23 protein-coding genes and 1 tRNA gene are annotated in these 25,071 nt (G+C 59.8%); 13 read left to right on the top strand and 11 right to left on the bottom strand.

What is annotated here, in order from left to right:
- Positions 1-125 precede the first annotated feature (125 nt).
- Entirely contained in the window at positions 126-458 is a 333-nt protein-coding gene (locus tag FHT76_RS09850) for a hypothetical protein (protein WP_183753822.1), read from the bottom strand.
- Positions 459-787: 329 nt separating this feature from the next.
- Between FHT76_RS09850 and FHT76_RS09845 the strand changes: the two genes are divergently transcribed.
- The gene (locus tag FHT76_RS09845) at positions 788-1,225 is read left to right on the top strand and encodes a glyoxalase superfamily protein (RefSeq protein ID WP_183751689.1); all 438 of its coding nucleotides are present in this window, start codon (positions 788-790) and stop codon (positions 1,223-1,225) included.
- 63 nt (positions 1,226-1,288) lie between these two features.
- On the top strand, positions 1,289-2,656 hold the full coding sequence (locus FHT76_RS09840) for an MATE family efflux transporter (protein WP_259185578.1): 1,368 nt from the start codon (positions 1,289-1,291) through the stop codon (positions 2,654-2,656).
- 294 nt (positions 2,657-2,950) lie between these two features.
- Here FHT76_RS09840 and FHT76_RS09835 read toward each other — a convergent pair whose 3' ends face one another.
- The 7 genes from FHT76_RS09835 to FHT76_RS09805 form a co-directional block, all read right to left on the bottom strand.
- Positions 2,951-3,784: a helix-turn-helix transcriptional regulator gene (locus FHT76_RS09835; protein WP_183859488.1), complete on the bottom strand. Its 834-nt coding sequence runs from the start codon at positions 3,782-3,784 to the stop codon at positions 2,951-2,953.
- Positions 3,785-3,837: 53 nt separating this feature from the next.
- Positions 3,838-4,056, bottom strand: a complete 219-nt coding sequence (locus FHT76_RS09830; RefSeq protein WP_183859486.1) for a DUF1127 domain-containing protein — start codon at positions 4,054-4,056, stop codon at positions 3,838-3,840.
- Positions 4,057-4,146: 90 nt separating this feature from the next.
- The gene (iolB, locus tag FHT76_RS09825) at positions 4,147-4,941 is read right to left on the bottom strand and encodes a 5-deoxy-glucuronate isomerase (RefSeq protein ID WP_183859484.1); all 795 of its coding nucleotides are present in this window, start codon (positions 4,939-4,941) and stop codon (positions 4,147-4,149) included.
- Between the two features lie 76 nt (positions 4,942-5,017).
- On the bottom strand, positions 5,018-5,935 hold the full coding sequence (iolE, locus tag FHT76_RS09820; RefSeq protein ID WP_183859482.1) for a myo-inosose-2 dehydratase: 918 nt from the start codon (positions 5,933-5,935) through the stop codon (positions 5,018-5,020).
- 66 nt (positions 5,936-6,001) lie between these two features.
- On the bottom strand, positions 6,002-7,852 hold the full coding sequence (gene iolD / locus FHT76_RS09815; RefSeq protein WP_183859480.1) for a 3D-(3,5/4)-trihydroxycyclohexane-1,2-dione acylhydrolase (decyclizing): 1,851 nt from the start codon (positions 7,850-7,852) through the stop codon (positions 6,002-6,004).
- A 23-nt stretch (positions 7,853-7,875) separates the two neighbouring features.
- Positions 7,876-9,810, bottom strand: coding sequence for a 5-dehydro-2-deoxygluconokinase (gene iolC / locus FHT76_RS09810; RefSeq protein ID WP_183859478.1), 1,935 nt, complete (start codon positions 9,808-9,810; stop codon positions 7,876-7,878).
- A 92-nt stretch (positions 9,811-9,902) separates the two neighbouring features.
- Positions 9,903-10,778 carry a MurR/RpiR family transcriptional regulator gene (locus FHT76_RS09805; protein WP_183751671.1) on the bottom strand — a complete coding sequence of 292 codons (876 nt, stop codon included), beginning with the start codon at positions 10,776-10,778 and terminating at the stop codon, positions 9,903-9,905.
- Positions 10,779-10,983: 205 nt separating this feature from the next.
- Between FHT76_RS09805 and FHT76_RS09800 the strand changes: the two genes are divergently transcribed.
- The 4 genes from FHT76_RS09800 (at position 10,984) to FHT76_RS09785 (ending at position 15,173) form a co-directional block, all read left to right on the top strand.
- Positions 10,984-12,099: a Gfo/Idh/MocA family protein gene (locus FHT76_RS09800; RefSeq protein ID WP_183859476.1), complete on the top strand. Its 1,116-nt coding sequence runs from the start codon at positions 10,984-10,986 to the stop codon at positions 12,097-12,099.
- 83 nt (positions 12,100-12,182) lie between these two features.
- Entirely contained in the window at positions 12,183-13,400 is a 1,218-nt protein-coding gene (locus FHT76_RS09795) for an NAD(P)/FAD-dependent oxidoreductase (RefSeq protein ID WP_183859474.1), read from the top strand.
- 81 nt (positions 13,401-13,481) lie between these two features.
- A tRNA-Ser gene (locus FHT76_RS09790) sits at positions 13,482-13,571 on the top strand.
- Between the two features lie 561 nt (positions 13,572-14,132).
- Positions 14,133-15,173, top strand: a complete 1,041-nt coding sequence (locus FHT76_RS09785) for a porin (RefSeq protein ID WP_183859472.1) — start codon at positions 14,133-14,135, stop codon at positions 15,171-15,173.
- A 91-nt stretch (positions 15,174-15,264) separates the two neighbouring features.
- On the opposite strand, the gene FHT76_RS09780 is transcribed toward FHT76_RS09785, so the two are convergent.
- Both FHT76_RS09780 and FHT76_RS09775 read right to left on the bottom strand, forming a co-directional pair.
- Positions 15,265-16,155: an alpha/beta fold hydrolase gene (locus FHT76_RS09780; protein ID WP_183859471.1), complete on the bottom strand. Its 891-nt coding sequence runs from the start codon at positions 16,153-16,155 to the stop codon at positions 15,265-15,267.
- Between the two features lie 56 nt (positions 16,156-16,211).
- Entirely contained in the window at positions 16,212-18,278 is a 2,067-nt protein-coding gene (locus FHT76_RS09775; protein WP_183859469.1) for a lytic transglycosylase domain-containing protein, read from the bottom strand.
- Positions 18,279-18,491: 213 nt separating this feature from the next.
- On the opposite strand from FHT76_RS09775, the gene dapA reads away from it, so the two are divergent.
- Together dapA and smpB are read left to right on the top strand one after the other, a co-directional pair.
- Positions 18,492-19,376 carry a 4-hydroxy-tetrahydrodipicolinate synthase gene (gene dapA, locus FHT76_RS09770; protein WP_183859467.1) on the top strand — a complete coding sequence of 295 codons (885 nt, stop codon included), beginning with the start codon at positions 18,492-18,494 and terminating at the stop codon, positions 19,374-19,376.
- A 103-nt stretch (positions 19,377-19,479) separates the two neighbouring features.
- Positions 19,480-19,959, top strand: coding sequence for an SsrA-binding protein SmpB (smpB, locus tag FHT76_RS09765; protein ID WP_259185574.1), 480 nt, complete (start codon positions 19,480-19,482; stop codon positions 19,957-19,959).
- A gap of 46 nt (positions 19,960-20,005) precedes the next feature.
- On the opposite strand, the gene FHT76_RS09760 is transcribed toward smpB, so the two are convergent.
- Positions 20,006-20,590, bottom strand: coding sequence for an NYN domain-containing protein (locus FHT76_RS09760; RefSeq protein WP_016553375.1), 585 nt, complete (start codon positions 20,588-20,590; stop codon positions 20,006-20,008).
- A 286-nt stretch (positions 20,591-20,876) separates the two neighbouring features.
- Between FHT76_RS09760 and rpoZ the strand changes: the two genes are divergently transcribed.
- From rpoZ to acpS, 5 genes are all read left to right on the top strand, one after another.
- Positions 20,877-21,281, top strand: coding sequence for a DNA-directed RNA polymerase subunit omega (gene rpoZ / locus FHT76_RS09755; protein WP_016553376.1), 405 nt, complete (start codon positions 20,877-20,879; stop codon positions 21,279-21,281).
- 100 nt (positions 21,282-21,381) lie between these two features.
- Positions 21,382-23,625 carry a bifunctional (p)ppGpp synthetase/guanosine-3',5'-bis(diphosphate) 3'-pyrophosphohydrolase gene (locus FHT76_RS09750; protein ID WP_183859465.1) on the top strand — a complete coding sequence of 748 codons (2,244 nt, stop codon included), beginning with the start codon at positions 21,382-21,384 and terminating at the stop codon, positions 23,623-23,625.
- Between the two features lie 164 nt (positions 23,626-23,789).
- On the top strand, positions 23,790-23,939 hold the full coding sequence (locus tag FHT76_RS09745; RefSeq protein ID WP_065814341.1) for a DUF3563 family protein: 150 nt from the start codon (positions 23,790-23,792) through the stop codon (positions 23,937-23,939).
- 141 nt (positions 23,940-24,080) lie between these two features.
- Positions 24,081-24,665, top strand: a complete 585-nt coding sequence (locus tag FHT76_RS09740) for a DUF2062 domain-containing protein (RefSeq protein ID WP_183751656.1) — start codon at positions 24,081-24,083, stop codon at positions 24,663-24,665.
- Complete coding sequence (gene acpS / locus FHT76_RS09735; RefSeq protein ID WP_183859463.1) at positions 24,662-25,066, top strand: holo-ACP synthase; 405 nt, start codon at positions 24,662-24,664, stop codon at positions 25,064-25,066. The genes FHT76_RS09740 and acpS overlap by 4 nt, the downstream gene beginning before the upstream one ends.
- Positions 25,067-25,071: the final 5 nt, after the last annotated feature.

Raw genomic sequence — 25,071 nt, 5'->3', positions numbered from 1 at the left:
CGAAGGCCCGGAATGGCAGAGCCTTCAGCTGATCGTGCGGCTCTTCGTTTGGCGGGCCGCGAGACGCAGTGCCACCAGGACAGCGGCGTTGTCGCGAGCGGAATGCGAGAGCGGTCGCACGCCGGCTACGCTTCGAAATTCAGTCGCAAGACGTGATGCAGGAATTCCGGGTTGATCAGCATGTTGAAGCTAATTGTCACGAGGTCGCCCTCGCGCTTGACGACCGTCGAGCCGATCTCGTCGTGAATGCCGAGGATCTCGAGGAAGAAATGATTCGGCACCTCGAGGTTAGGGTTGACCTCGATGACCGCGCCCGCAAGCGTAATGGTGCGGATCAAGCAGCGGACCTGCGTTCCCGTGCTGAGGTGGTGTCCGACAAAGATGATCTTGCCGGGGCGATCGAGCGAAAATTCCCGGTAGGCCTGTTCGGGCTGCGGGTGTTCTGTGTCGAGGTGCATCTGAAAGGCCACGGTAGCCTCCGCTTGTTGTACGCTTCGAGATTAGCGCAAGATTGCTGACAACTTCTGAACAATCTCCCTACAATCTGAAGCTTATGCCTGTCTGGAGAGCAAAATGGCTCATTCTTGGGCAAGACGGGCCTGCTTGACAGTCCGTCGCCCTTCAAGCATATCGGACATGGCTCGAGGCGCCGGCCGCTCGCGGACGAAAAGTCCATGGTGAAGTCCTCGGCAAGATTCAGTCACAGCCATTTGGTGCATGCTGACTGCAGGCAATGCGAGCTCCCTTGTAACGGTCGAAATGGCATGCCTTCCGAAAGGCTGAATCCGTGACCACTGCATATCCAACGATCGAAGAACTGAAATCGCAGGCGAAGCGTCTTCGTCAGGCGATGGAAACACGCGGCACCGCGATCTCCCACAGCGCCGCCCTTGAGCTTGTCGCGCAACAGCACGGCCTGCGTGACTGGAACACGCTTTCCGCGCTTGCGACGCGGCCAAACGAAGAGCCGATCGCCGCGCTTTCCGTCGGCGCCCAAGTCCGCGGCCGGTATCTGAACCAGGCGTTCAGCGGCAAGATCCTGGCGCTTTCGGCGCACGGTGGAGGGCTCCACAAGATCACCATCCACTTCGACGAGCCTGTCGATGTCGTGACCTTCGAGAGTTTCTCGGCGTTCCGGCAGCGCATCAATGCACAGGTCGACGGCAACGGCGTGTCGCCGCGCAAGACGTCGAACGGCGTTCCCCACCTCGTTCTCGACATCTGAGCCGTTCCCGGTTTTCCGTCCCACACGGCCCGCAGCCGCGTGCCGTAGCTCTTCGGTATCCCTATGAAAAACAATGCTGAAAAGAACACGTTTCTGACCGCCCCGCTTGCCGTCGTCTTCGCGCGGACGGCAGCGCCGATCATCATGATCACCACGATCAATGGGCTCTTCGCCGTGGTCGACGCCTACTTTCTCGGTGCCTATGTCGGGCCGGCAGCGCTCTCGGCAGTCACGCTCATCTTTCCCGGGCTGATGATGGTCATCGCCCTGCAATCCCTCGTATCGAACGGCATGGCAAGCATCCTTGCGCGCCAGCTCGGTGCAGGAGACAGGCCGACCGCGCGCCGGACGTTTGCCACTGCGCATCTCCTGGCGATCGCAGTCGTGGCCGCACTCAATCTCGTCTATTGGAGTATCGGCTGGCGGATCGTCGAGGCGGCCGCCGAAGGCAACGCGACGGTGGCCGCGAACGCCACGCTCTTCATGGCGATCATGATCGGCTCGGCGGTCATCGCCTTCTTCCTGTCGCTGAACATCGATGCCCTGCGCTGCGAAGGTCGGATCGCCTTCATGACCGCCGTGACGCTCGCCGCATCGCTCCTCAACATCGCAGCCAACTGGTTTTTCATGGCGGTGATGCAGTGGGGCGTTGCCGGTTCCGCGATCGGCACCGTCTCGGCGCAAGCGATCTGCCTTGCCGCAATCCTCGCCTATCGCTGGCTCAAGGCAGACGCCTTGCGACCGGCAGGTCGCGGCGCGGCTGGCGAATGGAAAACCATCCTCGCATTGGGCATGCCCATGAGTCTCGGTTTCATCGGGATTTCGTTGAGCTCGGCCGCGGTGATCTTCAATCTTTCGCTCTGGGGCAGGTCCGACTACGTGGCGACGATCGGCGCCTACGGCATCATCACGCGGATCATGACCTTCGCCTATCTGCCGCTGCTCGGCCTCAACGTCGCCTTCCAGACCATCTCAGGCAACAATTTCGGGGCAGGGCTCTCCGATCGAGTTGGCCGCAGCCTGCGGATCGCGATGGTCTCGGCGCTCGTCTATTGCGCATCCATCGAGCTGGTCGTCGAATTGCTGGCCGGACGGTTCGGGGCGATCTTCGTTAGCGATCCTGCTGTGGTGAGCGAGGTGGCGCGCATCCTGCCCTGGAGGGTCGGCTGCTATTTCCTCTTCGGCCAGATGATCGTGCTCTCGGGCTATTTCCAGTCGATCGGGGATGCAAAGCGCGCGGCGATCTTCGGCCTCTCAAGGCCCTATCTCTTCACGCTGCCCCTGACTTTCCTGCTGCCGCATCTCTTCGGCGAGATGGGCATCTGGATGGTGCCGGTCTATGCGGAATTGTGCATGCTGCTGCTCGCTGCCTGGGTGCTTGTTCGCTTGGCGAAAAGCAGGGGCTGGCGCTACGGCCTGCTTCCCGCCTGAAAGACGAGAGCCGCGCCTCATGGGCGCGGCTCTCCTGTTCACTCATTGTTGCTCGCCTGGCCGTGGTCGCTGCAGCATCGGCTTCCTTGAGCGCCTCGGCGCATTCCTGGCAGCACACCTCGACGGTCTTTCCGCCGAGCTTGACACTGATGACATCCGGCCCGAGTTCGCAGTCGCAGGCGGCACAGGTGGTTTTCTTCACGGCAATGATCCTCCGGTTTCATGTCCCATTTGGGACCGGACCATCAGAGCACTTTCGCCGCGGCCGCCGCTGTCGAATTCTTTAGCAACTTGTCAGCGCCGAAGCCGCGCCGCGCGCTGGAATTCCGCGGGCGTCTGACCATAGTTCTGGCGGAACGAGGAGGTGAAGTGGCTGTGGCTGGAAAAGCCCAGTTCCAGGCCGAGCGCCGTCAGGTCGTCGTATTGTCCGAGCAGGTCGAGCGCTCTGGCAAGGCGGAGCCGCAGTTGGTAGCGGTAAAGCGGGGTGGCCTCGACCTGCTGGAAGACCTGCGTGAGATAAACCGGCGAAACGCCGACTTCGCTGGCAATTTCGGCAAGCGTCCACCGCCGCGCGAGATCCGAGGAGAGAGCGAGCTTTGCCCGGTCGACAAGCTTCTGCCGCCCGACGCTGGCACCTGCTGCATGTGATGTTCGTTCTCCGAGCGACCGGCGGACGAGCGTCAATGCCAGCGTTTCGGCTTCCAATGTCTCGGCAGCCTTGCGATGCAGGCCGTGACGCAACAGCGCCACGAGCGCCTGCGCCCGTGGGTCGATCCGCCGCCGCTGCCGGCGGAAGCCGAAAAGCTCTCCCGGCTGCATCTGATCTTTCGGCGCCAGCTCGGCAAGCAATGCTTCGTCGATGGATAGGTCGATACAGGCATCGCCGCCTTCGACTGGGTGGCTGATCCGATAGCCTTGCGCGGTATTGAAGAACAGCATCTGGTTCGCCTCCGCCACGGTGTCGTTGCGCCCGACGTGACGCATGAAAACACCGCGGTAAGGATAGACCAGGCTCGTCCTGTGGGCGCATTCCTCGTCGCTTTTATGCCGGCACGCGCCATTACAGATGACGTCACGGATCGTGACCGTCTTCGTCTTCAGCAGCAGCTCGGTCGAGAATTGCGTCATGACGGTTCCGGAAGTTGCATGCATGAAGCCTGCTATCGGCATCCTAGCACAGTTCAGTCCCGGCAATAGACGTGCACATCGCTTTCGGTCTGATAGCGCGACAGGCCGATATCTTTCAGCTGCTCGTCGGAAAGCTCCATGACAGCGTTCAGGTCGCGCCGCTGTCTCAATTTGTGAGCCGTCCAGTGATAAAAGGAGAGAAGCGCGGTTGGGAGCCGCGATGGCTTGGCCGAACGGCTGCCGGCCGCAAGAATGGTGGTTGAGCCGTGCATGGTAGTCCTCCATCGGTTGATTTCGATGGAGGCAGTGAACCATCCGCACGGCTCGCCCGCTGTCAGATTATTTAGCGATTCTACGTCGTCTTATTTCAGCAGCCACTCGTGCTCCGGCGCATTGTGGAACTTCCACACACGCTTCGGCCCGGCCATGACGTTGAGATAGTAGAGGTCGTAGCCGTGAATGGTGGCGCAGGGGTGATAGCCCTTCGGCACCAGCGTCACATCGCCATTTTCCACCGCCATCGCCTCATCGAGCGAGCGATCGTCGGTGTAGATACGCTGGAACGCAAAGCCCTGCGGCGGGTTCATGCGGTGATAATAGGTTTCTTCCAGCAGGCTCTCATTCGGAAGATTGTCCTGATCGTGCTTGTGCGACGGATAGGACGAGGTGTTTCCGCTCGGCGTGATGACCTCGACAACCAGCAGCGAATGGGCGGAATTGTCGTCTTCGGGCATGATGTTGGTCACGAGACGCACATTCGAGCCCTTGCCGCGCTGGAACTGCGGGTGCACGCCGGGCGAAATCAGCTTTGCTTTATAGTCACCACCGCCAGGCGCAGAGCAGACGGCGAGCTCGAGGTCCGTTTCGGCCGTTACCGACCAGCTGGAGCCGGCCGGTACATAGAGCGAGTGTGGCGCACCCTCGAACGGGCTCATACGCCCGCCGACGGAGCCGAAATCCTCGCCTGCGGCATTTGCCTTGCCCTTGCCTGACACCCAGACAAGGCAGACTTCGCGGTCGCTTGCCTCGCCTGAGACGGTTTCATCAGGCTTGAGCCGATGCATATCGAAGCCAACGTAAGTCCAGCCCGCGCTTTCAGGCGTCACATGAGTGACGCGGCCATGCGTGCTGGATGGTTTCACTTTCAGGTTTGGCATCGGTACTCTCCATTGCCTGCAAATTTCCCCATAGGGGGAGAAGTTGGTGCCCCGTCCTCAGACGGAGCACCTCTCGTCACCCCTTCGGGAAACCTTCTGTCTCGACCGTATAGCCAGCCGCCGTCATCACCCGCATCAGCTCGGCATGACCGATCTCAGCCATCTTCTGCGGCGGCGCCTTGCGCGGATCCTGTTCGGCCTCGACGACAAACCAGCCTTCGTATCCGTAACCGGCAAACCGCTTGACGATGGCGCCGAAATCGAGCGAACCGTCGCCCGGTACGGTAAACGCGCCGAGCGCCACCGCGTCGAGGAAGGATTGCTTGCTACGGTCCAATCCATCGACGACCGACTTGCGGATGTCCTTGACGTGAACGTGGTTGATACGGGCGTGGTGATTGTCGACGGCGCGCAAAACGTCGCCGCCGGCAAAAGCCAGGTGCCCAGCGTCGAGCAGGAGCGGAATGCCTTCGCCCGAATTGCGCATGAAGGCGTCGAGTTCCGGCTCGGTCTCGACGACGGCGGCCATATGGTGGTGATAGGAAAGCGGCATGCCCTGCTCGGCGCACCATTCGCCGAACTGCGTGACCTTGCGCGCATAGGCCTTCATCTCGTCATCCGAGAGGCGCGGCTTGGTGGCGAGTGGCATGGAGCGGTCGCCCTGGATGGAGCGGCCAACTTCGCCATAGACGATGCAGGGCGCGTTGACAGCCTTGAACAGCTCGATCATCGGCGCGATGCGATCCTTGTTGGCCGCGAGCTCCTCGTCGACGAGCGTGCCAGAGAACCAGCCGCCGCAAAGCGTCACGTCGGCGGCGCGCAGGATCGGCAACATCTCGGCCGGATTGTTCGGAAAGCGGCGGCCCTGTTCCATGCCGGTAAAGCCGGCGCCGCGCGACTGGCGCAGGCATTCTTCCAGGGATACGTCGTCGCTGAGCTCGGGAAGATCGTCGTTCCACCAGGCGATCGGCGACATGCCAAGTTTGGCCTTCATCAATAGTCTCCTCAAAAGCATTGTCGGAAGAGCGTCGCCGCTCTTCCAGAAGATGAAATCAGTCGATCAGCCGATGCGCTGGGCGGCGCGCGCCTTGACGTAAGCCGCGTGCGCCTTGTTGACCTGCTCGCGCGGGCTGACTTCGGGAACGGCAACGTCCCACCAGTAGCCACCTGCATCCGTGGTGATCAGCGGATCGGTGTCGATCACGAAGACCGAGGTGCGATCGTTCTTCTTCGAGTCGGCAATTGCCTTCTCCAGCTCGGCGATCGACGCAACCTTGACCGCGATGGCGCCCATGCTCTCGGCATGTGCGCGGAAGTCGATCTCGGGCATGACTTCGTAGTGCGCGTCCTTCAGCAGATTGTTGAAGTTCGCACCACCGGTCGCCATCTGCAGCCGGTTGATGCAGCCATAACCACGGTTGTCGAGCAGGACGATGTTGAGCTTCAGCCCGAGCATGACCGACGTCGCGAGCTCGGAATTCAGCATCATGTAGGACCCGTCGCCGACAAGGACGAAGACTTCCTTCTCAGGATGCGCCATCTTGGCGCCAAGGCCGCCGGCAATCTCGTAGCCCATGCAGGAGAAGCCATATTCCATGTGGTAGCTGCCGGGCGCGGTCGCCGGCCAGAGCTTGTGCATCTCGCCCGGCAGACCGCCGGCAGCACATAGGCCGATGGCCTTTTCGAGATCGATCGAACGGGTAACAGCGCCGATCACCTGGGCGTCGGAGGGTAGGGCGGCATTGGTGCTCGCCATCGCCTTGGCGGCGGCGTCCATCCAGACCTTCTTTTCCCGTTCGGCCTTCTCGGTGAGCCCAGCGGGTGCCTTCCAGCCGGCAAGCCCGCTCGAAACGGCCTTCAATCCTTCGCGGGCATCGGCCACCAGCGTCTGGCCGTCATGCTTGGCTGCGTCGTAGGCGGCAATGTTGAGGCCGAGGATCTTGAGCTTGTCGTTCTGGAAAAGCGCCCAAGAGCCCGTCGTGAAGTCCTGGCAACGTGTGCCGACCGCGATGATAAGGTCCGTTTCCGTTGCAATGGCATTGGCGGCCGATGTCCCGGTCACACCGACGGAGCCAAGCGCCAGCGGATGCCGCTCGTCGATCGCCGACTTACCGGCCTGCGTGACGACGACGGGGATCCGGTGTTCCTCGGCAAACGCCGTGAGCTCCTTGGTGGCCTGCGAATAGAGCACGCCGCCGCCGGCAATGATGACCGGCTTTTCTGATTTCTTGATGAGCGCGATGGCGCTTGCCAACTCATCGGCATCCGGGCGAGGGCGGCGCGTGGTCCAGACACGCTCCTCGAAGAAGCTCTCGGGATAATCGAAGGCTTCGGCCTGCACGTCCTGGCACAATGACAGCGTCACCGGGCCGCAATCATAGGGATCGGTCAGCACCTGCATGGCGCGCTTCAGCGCCGAGATGATTTGCTCCGGCCGTGTGATGCGGTCGAAATACCGGGAAACAGAACGGAAAGCATCGTTCGCCGAAACCGTGCCGTCGCCGAAATCCTCGATCTGCTGCAACACCGGATCGGGCGCGCGATTGGCGAAGACGTCGCCGGGCAGGTAGAGAACCGGGATGCGGTTGACGTGGGCAACACCGGCTGCCGTCACCATGTTGAGTGCGCCTGGACCGATCGACGTCGTGCACGCCATGAAACGCTGGCGAAAATTCGCCTTGGCATAGGCAATTGCTGCATGCGCCATGCCTTGCTCGTTATGGGCGCGATAAGTCGGCAGTTCGCCACGCACCTGATAGAGCGCCTCGCCGATGCCGGCGACATTGCCGTGCCCGAAGATTGCCCAGACGCCGCCGAAGATCGGCACCTTCTTGCCGTCGACCACGGTCATCTGCTTCTTGAGGAAATGCGTGACGGCCTGAGCCATCGTCAATCGTACAGTCTTGCCCATGGGGCACCTCCCAAATGCTTTAACTAATTCAGGCCGCGGGTTTTCAACCAGGCGTCGGTCAATTGGCGGAAGCGTCCGGCCATGTCTGATATCGCTTCCTCATCGTTCAGCTTGCCGGAAAGCCAGCCGCGGGCCGCTTCGGTAAAGATCGTGCGACCGACCGCAAAGCCCTTGACGGACGGAGCAGCGAGCGTCGCCTCGAAGCCCTTCACCAGTTCGTCCGCCGGAGCCTCGAGACCGAGGAGCACGATACCGCGGCACCATGGATCGTTCTTGGCAATCACGGCCTCGATCTTTTTCCAGGCGGCCGTCGAAGCCTGAGGTTCGAGCTTCCACCAGTCGGGCTTGATGCCGAGCGCATAGAGTTCTTCCATTGCCGTCGAAATGGTGCCGTCGGTCAGCGGCCCGTTTTTGCTGGCGATGATTTCGATCAGCAGTTCGCGGCCAACCTTGCGTGCGGCTTCGAAGAGCGTACGCAACTTCTCCTGCTGTTCGCTCTTCAGCGCTGCCGGGTCGTCCGGGTGATAGAAGCACAGGCACTTGATGCAATGATCGAGCGGCCACTCGACGAGCTGCGAACCGATGTCCTGGCTGAACTCGAAGCGCAGCGGCTTGGACCCTGGCAGTTCCACCGGGCGGCCGATCCAAGCAAAATTCTTGCTTGCCGCATCGAAGAAGGCGTCGCGTCCGAAGCGCTCGTCGATCAGCATGCCGTAGCCGCTGCGGCCATCGGCAACGCGGGCAGCAGCTTCCACAGCAAGGCGCTTGAAGGCCACAATCTTCTTGTAGTCGACGCCAAGCTCATCGCAGACACTGGTGAGCTGCGAACGGTGGTCGATCGCAAGCGCCATGAGAAGCGGAATATCGCCCTTGCGCGTCGAAGCCCAGTGGATGTGATTGATCGCCTCGTCCTTTCGCAGCGCACGATGCTGGCTTCCGTGCTTCAGGAAGAAATCGAGCTCGGCCCAGGTCGGATACTCAGGCGAGCAGAGGAGGCGGGAGACGGCGAAGGCGCCGCAGGCATTCGCCCAGGTGGCACAGGTCTTCAACGGCTCGTCCTTCAGCCAGCCGCGCAGCAGGCCCGACATGAAGGCATCGCCGGCGCCGAGCACGTTGAACACCTCGATGGGGAAGCCTTCGCCGACAATGCCGTCTTCCAGATTGTCGCTGATCGGACCATCGTAGACGATGCAGCCCATGGCACCACGCTTGAGAACGATGGTCGCCGGCGACAGGCGACGGATTTCCTTGAGAGCACCGAGCACGTCATCGGCACCTGAGGCAATGAGGATTTCTTCTTCGGTTCCGACGATCAGGTCGCAATCGGGAAGCGTCTCCTTCATCTTGGAGGAGACGCGATCGGACTTCACATAGCGCTCGAAACCTTCCGCGTGGCCGGCAAGGCCCCAGAGATTCGGCCGATAGTCGATGTCGAAGATAACCTTGCGGCCGTTGGCCTTGGCGATGCGGATCGCCTTGCGCTGTGCGGCTTCCGTATTCGGCCGGGAGAAATGCGTGCCCGACACCAGCACGGCGCGCGATGATTTTATGAAGCTCTCATCGATGTCGCCCTCGTCGAGCGCCATGTCGGCGCAATCCGAACGATAGAAGATCATCGGCGAGACGCCTTCGGCCTCGACGGCGAGCAGCACCAGTGCCGTAAGACGTTCCTTGTCGGTCTTGATGCCCTTCGTCTCGACGCCTTCACGCGCCGACTGCTCGATGATGAAGCGGCCCATCTGTTCGTCGCCGACCCGGGTGATCAGGCCTGACTTGAGGCCTAGACGCGCCGTTCCGATTGCGATGTTGGCAGGGCAGCCGCCGACGGACTTCGCAAAGGAGCCGATGTCCTCAAGCCGCGAGCCGATCTGCTGGCCGTAGAGATCGACCGAGGATCGGCCGATCGTGATCACGTCAAGCGACGGTTCCGGCTGCGAGCCCGGGTTCGGTTGTGCCATGATGTCCTCCCGCTAGATTTTAGCTACGGCTTGGCGCCTGCTGATTGCGAGTAATGAAACATCGGTTCCGTATTGTTGTCAATTCGGAATGTTTATTCCATTTTTGATTTTGTCGATTTTACCTGGGTTCGCTTCCGCCGCCGCTCGGCGATCGCAACCGGGAGCGCCATCGTCAGGGCCATCGACGCTGAGAGCGAGCGGAAACCGGCAAAGTCCGCCTCCGCCACTTCGAACCAGCAGGTGGCGCGGGCGGCGAGCGGCGAGAAGGCCGAATCGGTAATAGCAACAACGGGCACCCCTCGATCTGCGAGCGCTTCCGCCTGGCTCAGGCTGTCGGCGGCATAAGGCGAGAAGCTCGCCGCGATTGCCGCATCTTTGTGAGTCGCGAATTGCACCATTTCCGGATCGACGCCATTTGGCGACGCGACGATCTGGTGCCGGATGTTCAGCTTCGAGAAGGCATAGGTCATGTGTGCTGTCAGCGGATAGGAGCGGCGCTTGGCGATCAGGTAGATCGTCTCGGCAGCCGCGAGAATATCGACCGCCTTGGTGAAGGTATCGGTCTGCACAGTGGCAGCCAGTCGGTTGACCGACTGGCTTGCAGCCGAAATGAAGCCGGAAAGCAGGTTGGCATCCTCGTCATCGCCGCTGGCCTGCTCCAGCGTGACCAGGCGCTCTTCATAGCTCAGCGTCCGATCGCGCAGGCGCTCGCGAAAGATGCTCTGCAGATCGGAGAACCCCTCGTAGCCTAAATGATGCGCGAGACGCACCAGCGTCGACGGCTGCACGTCAGAGGCCGCAGCGATGCTCGCCGTTGTGCCGAACGCGATCTCGTCGGGGTTGCCGAGGGCGAAAGCGGCGACCTGTGCCAGCCGCTTCGGCATGTTTGCTTTGCGCTCGATAATCGTGCTGCGTAGACTCTCGAAGTCGCGCGGCACGCGTATGGGCGTCTTGGTGTCACTATCCATAGGCACGATCCGGTGAATGAAATAAACATTCCATAATTCGGACCATAAATGATTTCCATCCGCGTGCCTAACTGTTTTTATTTCGCTGGAATTTAAGGGGTTTGGTCAAAAAAACCAAGCGTGCGGCGAAAAGTGGCCATCAACGGCGCTTGTCAAAATGATCTAAATATTCCAAAAAATCGGCGAGGAACGCGGAGGAGACAAGATGAAGCCACTCGGAATTGGCCTGATCGGCACCGGCTATATGGGCAAATGCCACGCATTGGCATGGAACGCAGTGAAGACGGTGTTCGGGGACGTCGAGCGTCCACGCCTGATTCATTTGGCCGAGGCCAATGCAGACCTTGCGGCCAAGCGCGCCTCCGAATTCGGCTTCGAAAAGGCAACCGCCGATTGGCACAAGCTGATCGCTGATCCTGAGGTCGACGTCGTGTCGGTCACCACGCCGAACCAGTTCCACGCGGAGATGGCAATTGCTGCGCTCGAAGCGGGCAAGCATGTCTGGTGTGAGAAGCCGATGGCGCCGGCATATGCCGATGCCGAGCGCATGCTGAAGACAGCAAAGGCTGCGGGCAAGGTCGCAGTTCTCGGCTACAACTACATCCAGAATCCGGTCATGCGCCACATCAAGACGTTGATCGAGGAAGGTGCGATCGGCGCCGTCAACCACATCCGCGTCGAAATGGACGAGGACTTCATGGCCGATCCCGACGCCTTCTTCTATTGGAAGAGCGAGTTTTCCTCCGGCTACGGCGCCCTGGATGATTTCGCCGTGCATCCGCTGTCGCTGCTCTGGTACCTGTTCGGTCACGTCGAGGCGGTCACTACCGATATGGTGAAGCCTTATGCCGATCGTCCGGTGAAGGAAGGCGGGCGTCGCGACGTCGAGAATCACGACGCCGCCAACGTCCTGATGCGACTTGGTGGCGGGATCTCCGCTGTCCTGATGGCGAACCGCGCCGCCTGGGGGCGCAAGGGTCGAATCGCGCTGCAGATCTTTGGCTCGAAGGGTTCGATCGCCTATGATCAGGAACGCATGAACGAGTTCGAGATCTATCAGGCGGCGGGCCGCGGCTCAGAACAGGGCTTCCGCAAGATACTGGCCGGCCCGGCGCATCGCCCATACGACCGCTTCATTCCGGCGCCTGGTCATGGTCTTGGCTTCAACGATCTGAAGATCATCGAATGCCGCGAACTGATCCGTGCAATTTCCGGCGAGCCGTCGTCGATCGTGACATTCGAAGACGGTCTTAGGATAGAGAAGTCTGTTCACGCCATGGCACAGTCATTCCACGAGCGCCGCTGGATCGAGATCGATTGAGGTCGACCCCTTCCGGTTGACGGCGCTGGGGGCAGGGGGTAGGCCTTTGCTGGAACGCGCGGCTGCGGGCTGGGAGTGAGAACGTGACGGACAGACTGGTGATCATCGGCGCGGGGCAGGCCGGCTTTGCATTGGCCGCGAAACTGCGTGCGCTCAAGGATACGCGCCCAATCACCATCATCGGTGCCGAAGATGCGCTGCCTTACCAGCGTCCGCCGCTTACGAAGAAATATCTGCTCGGCGAGATGACGTTCGATCGTCTGCTGTTCCGGCCGGAGCATTGGTACCCTGACAATAATGTCGAAATCCGGCTTTCCACCTGGGCAGAGCAGATTGTGCGCGACAAGAAACAGGTGCTCCTGCAGGACGGTTCGGTGCTCGACTACGGTACACTGGCACTGACGACCGGATCCACGCCGCGAGCGCTGCCGGCTGCGATCGGCGGAGATCTCGAAGGCGTCTACGTGGCCCGCGATAAGCGCGATGCCGATCTGTTGGCCGAGGAGATGCGCCCGGGGCGTCGCGTGCTCATCATTGGCGGGGGGTATATCGGCCTTGAAGCGGCGGCCGTCGCCCGCCATCGCGGTCTCGAAGTCACCGTGATCGAGATGGCCGACCGAATCCTGCAGCGCGTCGCTGCCAAGGAGACCGCCGATATCATGCGCGTGATTCACGAGACGCATGACGTTGTCATCCGGGAAAAGACCGGGCTCAAGCACCTTGTAGGTCACGAGGGCAGGGTCGTCGCGGCGGAGCTCTCCGACGGATCCACGATCGACGTGGATTTCGTCATCGTCGGCATCGGTGTCGTTCCAAACGACCAACTCGCCAAAGAGGCGGGGCTCGAGGTCGCCAATGGAATCATCGTGGACGAATTTGCCCGCACATCCGATCCGTCGATTTTTGCCGCCGGCGATTGTGCGGTTCTCCCGTGGCAGGGTGGGCGGATTCGTCTCGAATCGGTGCAGAACGCCGTTGATCAGGCAGAGGCGGTCGCCGCCATCATCGCGGGCGGTAACGAAGCATATGACCCCAAGCCCTGGTTCTGGTCGGACCAGTATGACGTCAAGTTGCAGATCGCCGGCTTCAATATGGGATACGACGATACGGTCCTGCGCCCGGGCGCCCGCGAGGGCGCGCACTCGATCTGGTATTTCAAGAACGGCTCATTCATTGCCGTCGATGCGATCAATGATGCCAAGGCCTATGTCAGCGGCAAGAAGATGCTGGAATCCGGCATCAATCCCGACAGGGCGATCATCGCCGACGCGTCTGCCGATCTTAAGCAACTGCTGAGCTGAGGCCGACGGCCCCGGCATCAGGTGAAAAAGCCGAAAAAGCGCTTGCGTCACCTGTCGAATGACTCTATCAGGGCTCCCACCGGAGAGGTGGCCGAGTGGTCGAAGGCGCTCCCCTGCTAAGGGAGTATACCCGAGAGGGTATCGTGGGTTCGAATCCCATCTTCTCCGCCATCACAACTTTCCTACCATCTGTTTCGACCATCATCACCCGCAGCGCGCTGTCGTAGTGACCGCTGCCACCTGCGCGCTTAGCCCGCCGAATCTCGCGTCAACAGAATCGAACCGAGAATCATCCTTCGTCAGGGAAACTGATTCTTCGTCAATTGCGCCCATGGCCTGAGGCGGGCGTCGATGCTTGGCCTTCTCCTTCTTCAACAAAAGACGCGAATCCGGCGAGAAACTGGTTCCAATGTGGCACAATCCACAGCCCGGCACCGCGGCACATTGCAGCCAAACTCCCGCAGAATCAGGGGTTTCTTAATAAAGTATAAAGAAACGGCAGGGGCGGATGCCGCATTTGTGACCTTTCCGCAACAGCGCATAGGGAAGGCTGTCGCAAACACCCCAAACGGGCAAGTTGGTGATTGCGTGACAGTCCCGGTCTTGTATTTTCAACCTCGGAAGCGAGGGCGGTTGATCGTCCGACTTCTTGAAACATGGGGATGGGGCAGGGAACGCTGCTCTAACGGCGAAAAACCCAGACCCGATCGAAACTTTGAATTGGAGGTCAATATGAACATCAAGAGCCTTCTTCTCGGCTCCGCTGCTGCTCTCGCAGTAGTTTCCGGTGCTCAGGCTGCTGACGCTATCGTTGCTGCTGAGCCGGAACCGGTTGAATACGTTCGCGTCTGCGACGCTTACGGCACTGGCTACTTCTACATCCCGGGCACGGAAACCTGCCTGAAGATCGAAGGTTACATCCGTTTCCAGGTTGACGTTTCCCGCGATCGTTCCGACGACACCATCCTCGGTGGTACGTCTGACTGGGATGCGTTCACCCGCGGTCAGGTTCAGTTCACGGCCAAGAGCGATACCGAGTATGGTCCGCTCACCGGCGTGATCGTTCTGCAGCACAATGGCGACTCTGCTCGCTTCCAGAACGCGATCCTCGACTCGGCTTACATCGACATCGCTGGCTTCCGCGCTGGTCTGTTCTACAGCTGGTGGGATGACGGCCTCTCGGGCGAAACCGACGTTCTCGCAAGCCACGAAACGCTGCACAACTCCATCCGTTATCAGTATGAGTCTGGCGACTTCTACGCTGGTATCTCGGTTGACGAACTGGAAGACGGCCACTATCCGGACGACGGTTCTGAGCAGCCGAACAACGTTGGTGTTGCTCTCGGCCTCGGCGGCAAGGCTGGCGCCTTCACCTACCAGGTTATCGGTGGCTATGACACCGACAACGAAGAAGGTGCGATCCGTGCAATGGGTACGGTTGCAGTTGGTCCGGGCACGCTCGGCCTCGCAGCTGTCTGGGCATCTGGCCAGAACTCCTACTACGACGCCTCTGAGTGGGCGATCGCAGCTGAGTACGCCATCCAGGCGACTGACAAGCTGAAGATCACTCCCGGTGCTGAATACTTCTTCAACTACAACGAAGACGACGGCGCCTCGAACGACTTCTCCAGCGACGACGCTTGGAAGGTTGGTCTGACGGTTGATTACCAGATCACCGACAACTTCTACGCCAAGGCTTCGGTCCAGTACCTCGACGGCGACAACATCGACGATCAGACGTCTGGTTACTTCCGTCTGCAGCGTGCATTCTAATCTGGTCTGACTTCGGTCAATCAGGAGAGCCCGGCTTTCGAGCCGGGCTTTTTTGTGTTTCTGGATGCCGCTCAAGTGAACTGGCTCAGAACTAAGGCACATCCGAGATGAAAAGCCTTGTCCGCGGAAACACTGATTCAAGATGCAGCAATGGCGCGTGGCCTTGGCCGAGTGCCTCCAGCGTCGAAAGAGACGAACACCGGGCTTTCATCTCATCGACCGTTTTGTCAGCAATGAGATCCGAGTGTTCTCCTTTGACGACGAGTATCGGCACCGCGGCCAGTTCATCGAAATACGGCCAGAGATCCGGCAGTGGCTGAGCGAAATCGATGGCCAGCAACTGTGTGGCGATGGCTGGATCGAAGTCCGCCACCGGCTTCCCGTTGATATCCCGATAGATTGCTGTGGCCATCCCGCGCCAGTCCTCCTCCTGCAGGGTAGGGAAGTATCTGCTATGGCAGGCCTTGAGGAAGGCGACCGCCTCGGCCCAGGAGTGCGGTGGTGTGGCGGAATTGAGATAATCGCGGATGCGCTTGAGGCCGTTGGCTTCAATTTTCGGTCCGATATCGTTGAGGATGACCGCTGCAATGAGCTCTGGCTTCATTTGCGCCAGCAGATGGAGAATCAGCCCGCCGCGCGAGGTCCCGATGAAGATTCCGCGCTCGATCTTGAGATGCTGGCAGGCCGAGATGACATCGCGCGCTTCGACGCCGAGATTATAGTTCGCCTTGTTGGCGTCCCAATCGGAGTGGCCTCGCCCACGATAGTCGATCGCAATGACCCGTCTCGGAGTCTCGGCGTCGGTCGACAGCAACAGCGCTAGGCTGTGAAAATCACGCGAATTCCTTGTCAGTCCGGGCAGGCAGATCACCGGCAGCCGGTCCGCTATCTCTGGGCCACCATAATCTCGGGCGTACAGCGTCAGCCCGTCATCACTCTTGTAGGTTATCGCTCGAAAGCCATCGTTTGCTGCTGGTTCCACGCTCGCTACTCCTGCTGTCTCAGGCTCAGCTTAGCGAGGCCGACGATATCCGCCAATCAGGAGGAACGGCCGTAGGTCAGGTCGCGGACGATGTCGCTCGGCTGACCCAACCGCACCTTGTAAACTTCGTAATTCTCAATCACCCGCTGTACATAGTTGCGGGTTTCGGGGAAGGGGATCCGCTCGATCCAATCGACAATGGTGTCGATCGATTGGCCGCGTGGGTCGCCGTAGCGGCCGATCCATTCAGGCACACGCTTGGGACCGGCGTTATAGGCTATGAACGTCATGATATAGGAACCGCCAAAGGCGTCGATCTGCTCGCCGAGATAATGTGCCCCGAGCGTCGCATTGTAGCCGGCGTCGGCTGTCAGTCGGTCCTTGGAATAGGCGATGCTGTGGCGCTTAGCGACGGCCTTCGCGGTTCCCGGCAATATCTGCAAAAGCCCGCGAGCGTCCGCGGCCGAAACCGCGGCCGGGTCGAAAGCGCTCTCCTGCCGGGCGATCGCGTACGCGAGTGCTTTGCCGGAACCGGAAATGTTGGCGTTCGTCGGAATGACACCGAGAGGGAAGGCAAGCGCTGCGACATCGACGCCGCGCGAATAGGCGATCTTGCCGACCTGCAGCGACAGATGGTGGTCGCCTGAACGTTCCGCCTGCGCACTCAAAACCGAAAGTTCGCCGGGGCTCTGCAGTTGCTCGGCGAGCGCGAGATAAAGGCTCTTCGCCCGCCACCCATGGCCGGCCGCGTCAAGGCGGGCGATGGCCTGTACCGCTTCGCGTTCAAGATAGCGTTGCCGGTCGGCCTGGGTGGGTGATGGGTAGGTCACATTCAGTGTCTTGCGGCCGAGCTTGTCGCTGGCCAGTTGCCCATAAAAGGTCGTCGGATAGCTGGCGGCCTTGGCATAGAATTCGGATGCCTTTCCAGGTCCGCCGGCCTCGGCGGACCGTCCCATCCAGTACCAGGCGCGAGACACCGAAATCGGTCCATTGGAAAAATCGAGGATCTGGCGGAAATGCGCCTGTGCTGCCGCCGCGTCCTGTAGGCCCCGCAGAGCGTACCAGCCCGCATGGAACTCCGCCTCAACGATGTCGGTCGGTGTTGTTGCAGTGTAGTTGGCAACAATCCCGTAAGCGGCCTTGAATTCCCCTTGATCGACGAGGCCGCGGCTGACGATCCGTTGTTCGTTCCACCACTCGCCGGCATTGACCAGTTCGTCCCGATTGCGGGGGGCCTTTTGCAATAGCTTGGCGGCTTCCGCATATTTGTCCTGTTTTCGCAGGTATTCGATGCGTGCGAAAAGGTAGCCGGCGTCGCCTTTCCACTGGCCGTCGACAGCGGTGAGAAGTGCACCGGCGTTGGGCGCCTTGTTCATGACAGCCGCCCAAGCTTTGTAGAGCGACTGAGCCTGCCCCATATCACCAAAGCGCTTGGCCTGCGCCGCGCGATTGCGATACATCAGGTAGTCCATTCGCGCCTTATGATCGGCTGGTGTCAGCAGGCTGGCGAATTCTGCGAGAATCTTGTCTTCAGTCGGCTTGTCGAGTGTCTCGCCGCGCCAGACCTTCCGGATGTACTTTGCTGCCTGGCTCTGCTTGCCGGTGGCGACGAGTGCCCGAGACAGGATCATCGCGCCGGACGTCGTCTCGGGCGCAGTCTGCCCGAAAGCAGCCAAAACGGAGCCAGGGGCAGGGTTTTCGTCGTAGATGGCACGCTCGGAATAGGCCCGTAGCTTCGCAAGCCCCGGCCATCCTTGCAACTCCTGGGCGGCGGCGGCAATTTCCGAGGAGGGAATACCCTTCTGCCCCGAGACCGCGATTGCCCAAGTCAGAATGTGCCGGTCAAGCGTCCCGCTTCCCATGCGGTCACGAATGGAAATCGCCTGCGCGGGATTGTTATCCGAAAGCGCGTCCAGCCCGGATTTCAGGTCGCTGTTGATCGGTGCCTGGCTGCGCGGAATCGAGCCGGTGATGATTGATTCCGGTACCGACGTCTGCGGAACGAAACCTATCGGCTTTACATCGGGAACGGGCACGGCCTCATTCGGAAGCGAAGACGCCAGGCTGCTCCACGCGGCGGCGGTAAAGCCGAGGGCGGACAGGATCAGGACTGCTCTCTTCATGGGACTCTCGCAATGAAAACACGCCCAACCATTTGGCGGGAGCCATCTTAACGAAAGCTTACTGAAGCCAGTAAACTTCGTTCACATTTGCTATCGGAATTTGCCCTAAACCGATCCCTGCGCGCTTGTCGCGACGATTTCACCGCACTATGGTGCCCCACCAATATTCAAGGAATGCGGCCGAAGCGTGAAGTCGGCCATGAGGAGTTCTGCATGTTCCAGGGATCCATTCCCGCTCTCGTCACTCCCTTCACTGATGCTGGCCAGGTGGATGAGGCCTCGTTCGCGAGCCACGTCGACTGGCAGATCAAAGAAGGCAGCAGCGGTCTCGTTCCGGTCGGCACGACCGGCGAATCTCCGACGTTGTCGCATGCCGAGCACAAGCGGGTGGTGGAACTTTGCATCGAGGCTGCGGCCAAGCGCGTGCCTGTGATGGCCGGCGCTGGTTCGAACAATACGCGCGAAGCAATGGAACTTGCCCAGCATGCCGAGAAGGCGGGCGCGGATGCGATCCTCGTGGTTACGCCTTACTACAACAAGCCTACGCAGAAGGGTCTGATCGCACATTTTTCGGCAATCGCCGAGGCGGTGAAGCTGCCGATCTATATCTACAATATCCCCGGCCGTTCCGTGATCGATATGACGCCGGAAACGATGGGCGCACTTGCCAAGGCGCACTCCAATATCGTTGGAGTCAAGGACGCCACCGGCAAGATCGAGCGCGTGTCCGAGCAGCGCCTTAGCTGCGGCAAGGAATTCAGACAATTGTCGGGTGAGGATGCGACGGCGCTTGGCTTCAATGCCCACGGTGGCGTCGGTTGCATCTCGGTGACGGCCAACGTCGCGCCGCGCCTTTGCGCCGAGTTTCAGGCCGCGACGCTTGCCGGCAGCTATGCCAAGGCGTTGGAATACCAGGATCGTCTGATGCCTTTGCACAAGGCGATTTTCCTGGAACCCGGTCTCTGCGGGGCGAAATATGGCCTCGCAAAGTTGGGAAGAATGAGCCGCAACGTGCGTTCGCCGCTGATTTCGACGCTGGAACCCGCCACCGAAGCAGCGATCGATGCCGCCATGCGCCATGCCGGCTTGCTGAACTGAGGCAAGCTGCTCGGCCTGCCTTCACAGGCAGCCGATGTTCCCCTACATAAAGGCAAGAGAGAAGGGCGCGGTCGTCGCGCCCTCGAGCATTTTGGAATGTGTTATGGCGCCCAAAGGCAGCGAGCGCGTGGTCAAGAAGATCGTGGCGGAAAACCGCAAGGCGCGCTTCAACTACGAGATCATCGACACTTACGAAGCCGGCCTCGTGCTCAAGGGCACCGAGGTCAAGTCGTTGCGCGAGGGGAAGGCCAATATCGCCGAATCCTATGCTTCCGACGAAGATGGCGAGATCTGGCTGATCAATTCCTACCTACCTGAATATCTGCAGGCAAACCGCTTCAATCACGAGCCGCGTCGGCGCCGCAAACTGCTGCTCTCCGGCCGCGAGATCAACCGGCTGCGCGCCGGCATCAACCGCGAGGGCATGACCTTGATTCCGTTGAAGATCTATTTCAACGACCGCGGCCGCGCGAAAATGGAAGTGGCGCTCGCCAAGGGCAAGAAGCTCCACGACAAGCGCGAGTCCGAGAAAGAGCGCGATTGGAACAGGCAGAAGAGCCGTCTTCTCAAGGACAACGGCTAATCGGAATCCGAGCATCTGCCTTGAAGACGACACTGAACGCTCGAATTTAGGCGTCCAGGTCGGTTGGTGCCGCAGGTTCGGTCGTAGGCCGCGGTGGCCGCTCCGAAGGATCGCGTCCGATTTCGTTCTTCAACGACAGAAGATCGATGAAGTGATCGGCCTGCCTGCGCAGGTCATCGGCAATCATCGGCGGTTGCGTTGCCATCGTCGAGATGACCGAGACCTTGCGGCCCTTGCGCTGAAGTGCCTCGACAAGCGTCGTGAAGTCGCCGTCGCCGGAGAAGATGACGAGATGATCGACGGTTTCCGATTGCTCCATGGCATCGATCGCCAGCTCGATATCCATGTTGCCCTTGATCTTTCGGCGTCCCATCGAATCCGTGAACTCTTTGGCCGGCTTGGTGACGACCTTATAGCCGTTGTAGTCGAGCCAATCGATCAGCGGGCGAATGGAGGAGTATTCCTGATCTTCGATCAGAGCCGTATAGTAGTAGGCGCGCAGGAGATAGCCGCGTTTCTGAAATGCCTTCAACAGCTTGCGGTAGTCGATATCGAAACCCAGACTTTTGGACGCAGCGTAGAGATTGGCGCCATCGATAAAAAGAGCAATTTTTTCGCGTGGATCAAACATCGCGTACCAATCCAATGTGAGCAATCTTAATGCTTTCGTCAGAAACCCAAAAAAACAACGGGTTATGCGATCGCTTGGAACAATTCTTACTTTATGAACTATTCATATAAGAAAGATTTAGGGCACGATTCGCGATATTCCAAGCAACTTTTGGTGGAAACCCGCTTTGCATCCAAAATTCGTTGGCGTTGTGAGTTGGGGCTTTGCGCAATGAAAACTTGAATTTGCCCGGTTTTAATTGTATCGGGCGTGTTAATCCCGAGATCACGACCGCAAAGGACAGGCAATGGCCCGTGTCACCGTTGAAGATTGCATCGATAAAGTTGAGAACCGCTTCGAGTTGGTTCTGCTTGCCAGCCACCGTGCCCGGCTGATTTCCCAGGGCGCTTCGATCACAATCGATCGTGACAACGACAAGAACCCGGTTGTGGCGCTTCGCGAAATTGCTGACGAGACGCTGTCTCCGGATGATCTGAAGGAAGATCTGATCCATTCGCTGCAGAAGCACGTCGAAATCGACGAGCCAGAGCCCGATCCGGCGAGCCTCATCGCAGCCGGCGGCGTTGCCGCGGCAGACAGCGAAGAGCAGGAAGACCTGCCGGAAACGATTACCTTCGACCAAATGTCGGAAGAAGAGCTTCTGGCTGGTATCGAAGGCCTGGTGCCGCCGGAAAAGAGCGACGATTACTAATCGTCAACCTTGCACCATTATAGCTTCGGCATATTATTGCATATCATGTGCGCCAATCCGTGATTGGCGCGCTTTTCTTTTTTAATGGAGCGGTTTCGGGATGATGCGGCAGTACGAGCTCGTGGAGCGGGTTCAGAAATACAAGCCCGATGCCAACGAAGCACTGCTGAACAAGGCCTACGTCTATGCAATGCAAAAGCATGGACAACAGAAGCGTGCGAGCGGCGATCCCTATATTTCGCATCCGCTGGAAGTTGCCGCCATCCTGACAGACATGCACCTTGACGAGTCGACCATCGCGGTTGCGCTGCTTCACGACACCATTGAGGATACGACGGCAACCCGCGCCGAGATCGATGAGCTCTTCGGGGAGGACATCGGGCGACTGGTCGAGGGACTGACGAAGATCAAGAAGCTCGATCTCGTCACCAAGAAGGCCAAGCAGGCTGAAAACCTGCGCAAGCTGTTGCTGGCCATTTCCGACGATGTGCGTGTGCTTCTCGTTAAGCTCGCCGACCGCCTGCACAATATGCGCACACTGGATCACATGTCGCCGGAAAAGCGCGCCCGCATTTCCGAGGAGACGATGGATATCTATGCGCCGCTGGCCGGACGCATGGGTATGCAGGACATGCGCGAGGAACTGGAAGACCTCTCATTCCGCCATATCAACCCGGAAGCCTACGAGACTGTCACCGGGCGGCTGGAGGAACTCTCGAAGCGCAACGAAGGTCTGGTCAAGAAGATCGAGACCGAACTGGGCGATCTGCTCGTTGCCAACGGGATGACCGGCGCGATCGTCAAGGGGCGTCAGAAGAAGCCGTACTCCGTGTTTCGCAAAATGCAGTCGAAGTCGCTGTCCTTCGAGCAGCTTTCGGATGTCTACGGTTTCCGCATCATCGTTGACGATATTCCTGCCTGCTATCGGGGGCTGGGTATCGTTCACACCCGCTGGCGCGTGGTCCCCGGCCGCTTCAAGGACTACATCTCGACACCGAAGCAGAACGACTACCGTTCGCTGCACACGACGATCGTTGGTCCGTCCAGCCAGCGCATCGAGCTGCAGATCCGCACCAGGCGCATGCATGAGATTGCAGAGTTCGGTATTGCTGCCCACACGCTCTACAAGGACGCCGCCTCGACCTCAGACAACGATATCCTTTCGCGTGAATCCAATGCCTATTCCTGGCTGCGCCATACGATCGAGGCACTCGCAGAAGGGGATAGTCCTGAAGAGTTTCTTGAGCATACCAAGCTTGAGTTGTTCCAGGATCAGGTCTTCTGCTTCACCCCAAAGGGCAAGCTGATCGCGCTTCCGCGTGGCGCGACGCCGATCGACTTCGCCTATGCGGTTCACACCAATATTGGCGACACGACCGTCGGCGCTAAGATCAATGGTCGCATCATGCCGCTCGTGACCCGTTTGGCGAACGGCGACGAGGTCGAGATCATTCGTTCCGGCGTCCAGGTGCCGCCGGCAGCCTGGGAAGAGATCGTCGTAACGGGCAAGGCGAGGGCGGCGATCCGTCGCGCCACGCGATTGGCTATCCGCAAACAGTATGCCGGTCTTGGCCATCGCATTCTGGAGCGGACGTTTGACCGAGCCGGAAAGATCTTTTCGCGCGAAGCGATGAAGCCCGCGCTCCATCGCCTGGGGCAGAAAGACGTCGAAGATGCCATCGCGGCAGTCGGTCGTGGCGAGATGTCGTCACTGGACGTGCTGCGTGCGGTCTATCCTGATCATCTGGAGGAGCGTGTGACGGCCAAGCCGAGCGGCGACGACGGATGGTTCAATGTTCGCAGCGCCTCAGGCATGATCTTCAAGATCCCGGGCAAGCCCAAGTCGGCCATCGACGGCGCAGATGTCAAAGCGGACATCGATATGGATGCGATGCCGATCCGCGGCATCTCCAGCAATGTCGAGGTGCAGTTCGCTCCGACCGGCGCTGTCCCCGGTGACCGTATCGTCGGGATCATGAACGTCACGGAGAAGGGGAACGCCATCACGATCTACCCGATCCAGTCTCCGACGCTGCAGCGTTTTGACGATCAGCCGGACCGTTGGATCGACGTGCGCTGGGATCTCGACGAGGCCAACAAGTCGCGTTTCATGGCGCGCATCATGGTCAATGCGTTGAACGAGCCCGGTACTTTGGCGAAACTCGCCCAGACCGTTGCCGGTGTCGACGTCAATATCCGGGTGTTCAATACCGTCCGCGTCGCAACCGACTTCACCGAAATGACACTCGACGTCGAGGTATGGGATCTACGGCAGCTTAACCAGCTGCTCGCCCAGCTAAAGGAACTGGAGTGCGTCGCAACCGTTCGTCGGCTTTACGAATAAGGCTGTTGCACATTTTGTGATCGTTTCGTGACGGAAATCGCACGGATATAGGGCTAGGTATGCGATAGGCGCATGGCTGCGCCTATGTTAGAGCGTTGGTAATCACGGCCGCGTGCGCCTATCTTCCAGTCATCGGAAAATTGAACAGAAGATGAGGCAAAGAAATGTTTACACCGATCAAGAAGATCGCCCGTGCACTGCGTGCGCCGACTGCTGAAGAACGTGAAATGGCTTACCTGAACGGCTCTTTCGACCGTATCGATCTTGAATATCGTCAGCGTCAGGTTGATCGCGGCCTGTTCCGCATCCGGTAATACCGAGCCTATACTTGAAGAACGGAGGGGGCGTATCGCATATCGCGCCCCTGGTGAATGCTCAGTCTGCGATGATCAAATATTGACTGAGATGGTCTGGCGCTCTTGTCACGCCGGTGCGGCGTGCACTACATACGCGCCATGTTGTTCAGACGTAGAAAACCTGCCGGATTTCGTGAAAAGGTCCGTGAGTTGCTGTGGCCCCGTAAGGGATTCTTGCGGCCGCTCCGCTACCTCACGATGCGTGTTCTCCGCTTGACGGCGTCGCCGCACGCCGTCGCGATGGGTGTCGCCGCAGGAATCTTCGTGTCCTGGACGCCCTTTATTGGCGTCCACTTCGTCATGGCCTTCGTGCTCAGTTACTTCTTCTCCGGCAATATGGTCGCTGCGGCGCTCGGTTGCGCCGCTTTCGGCAATCCGCTGACCTACCCATTCATCTGGGGAGCGACCTGGGAGATAGGTCACCTGCTGCTTGCGCGTCACGACGCAATGCCGGGGCAATCGATCGACCTCGGCGCGCTGTTCCACGAACTGCATTTCAGCGAACTCTGGCGACCCGTTCTCGAGCCGATGCTTGTCGGCTCCATTCCGCCTGCACTTTTGACCTCTGTCATCGTGTATTTCGGAACCTTCTACGCCGTGAAGGGCTTCCAGACGCGCCGCCGCGAACGGCTGATGACGCGTGCCCGCATTCGTTTGTCACATCCAGTGCAGGAAACCGTATGATCATCGGCATCGGCAGCGATCTCATCGATATCAGGCGCGTCGAGAGGTCCCTCGAGCGCTTCGGCGAGCGCTTCACCAATCGCTGCTTTACCGAGATCGAGCGAGCGAAGTCCGATCGGCGTGCCAATCGGGCGGCCTCCTATGCCAAGCGTTTTGCCGCCAAGGAGGCATGCTCCAAGGCCCTTGGAACCGGCATGGCGCAAGGCGTGTTCTGGAGGGATCTCGGTGTCGTGAACCTGCCAAGCGGCAAGCCGACGATGAAGCTCACGGGCGGCGCGGCAGAGATGCTGCAATCGATGCTGCCGGCCGGCCACAGGGCTGCCATTCATTTGACGATAACGGATGATTATCCCTTGGCGCAGGCTTTCGTCATTATCGAAGCGCTGCCGGATAGCGTCTGATCAGC

The organism is Rhizobium sp. BK176 (assembly GCF_024808055.1).
The sequence above is the reverse complement of the archived record's forward strand: the minus strand, read 5'-3'. Positions and strand labels throughout refer to the sequence as shown.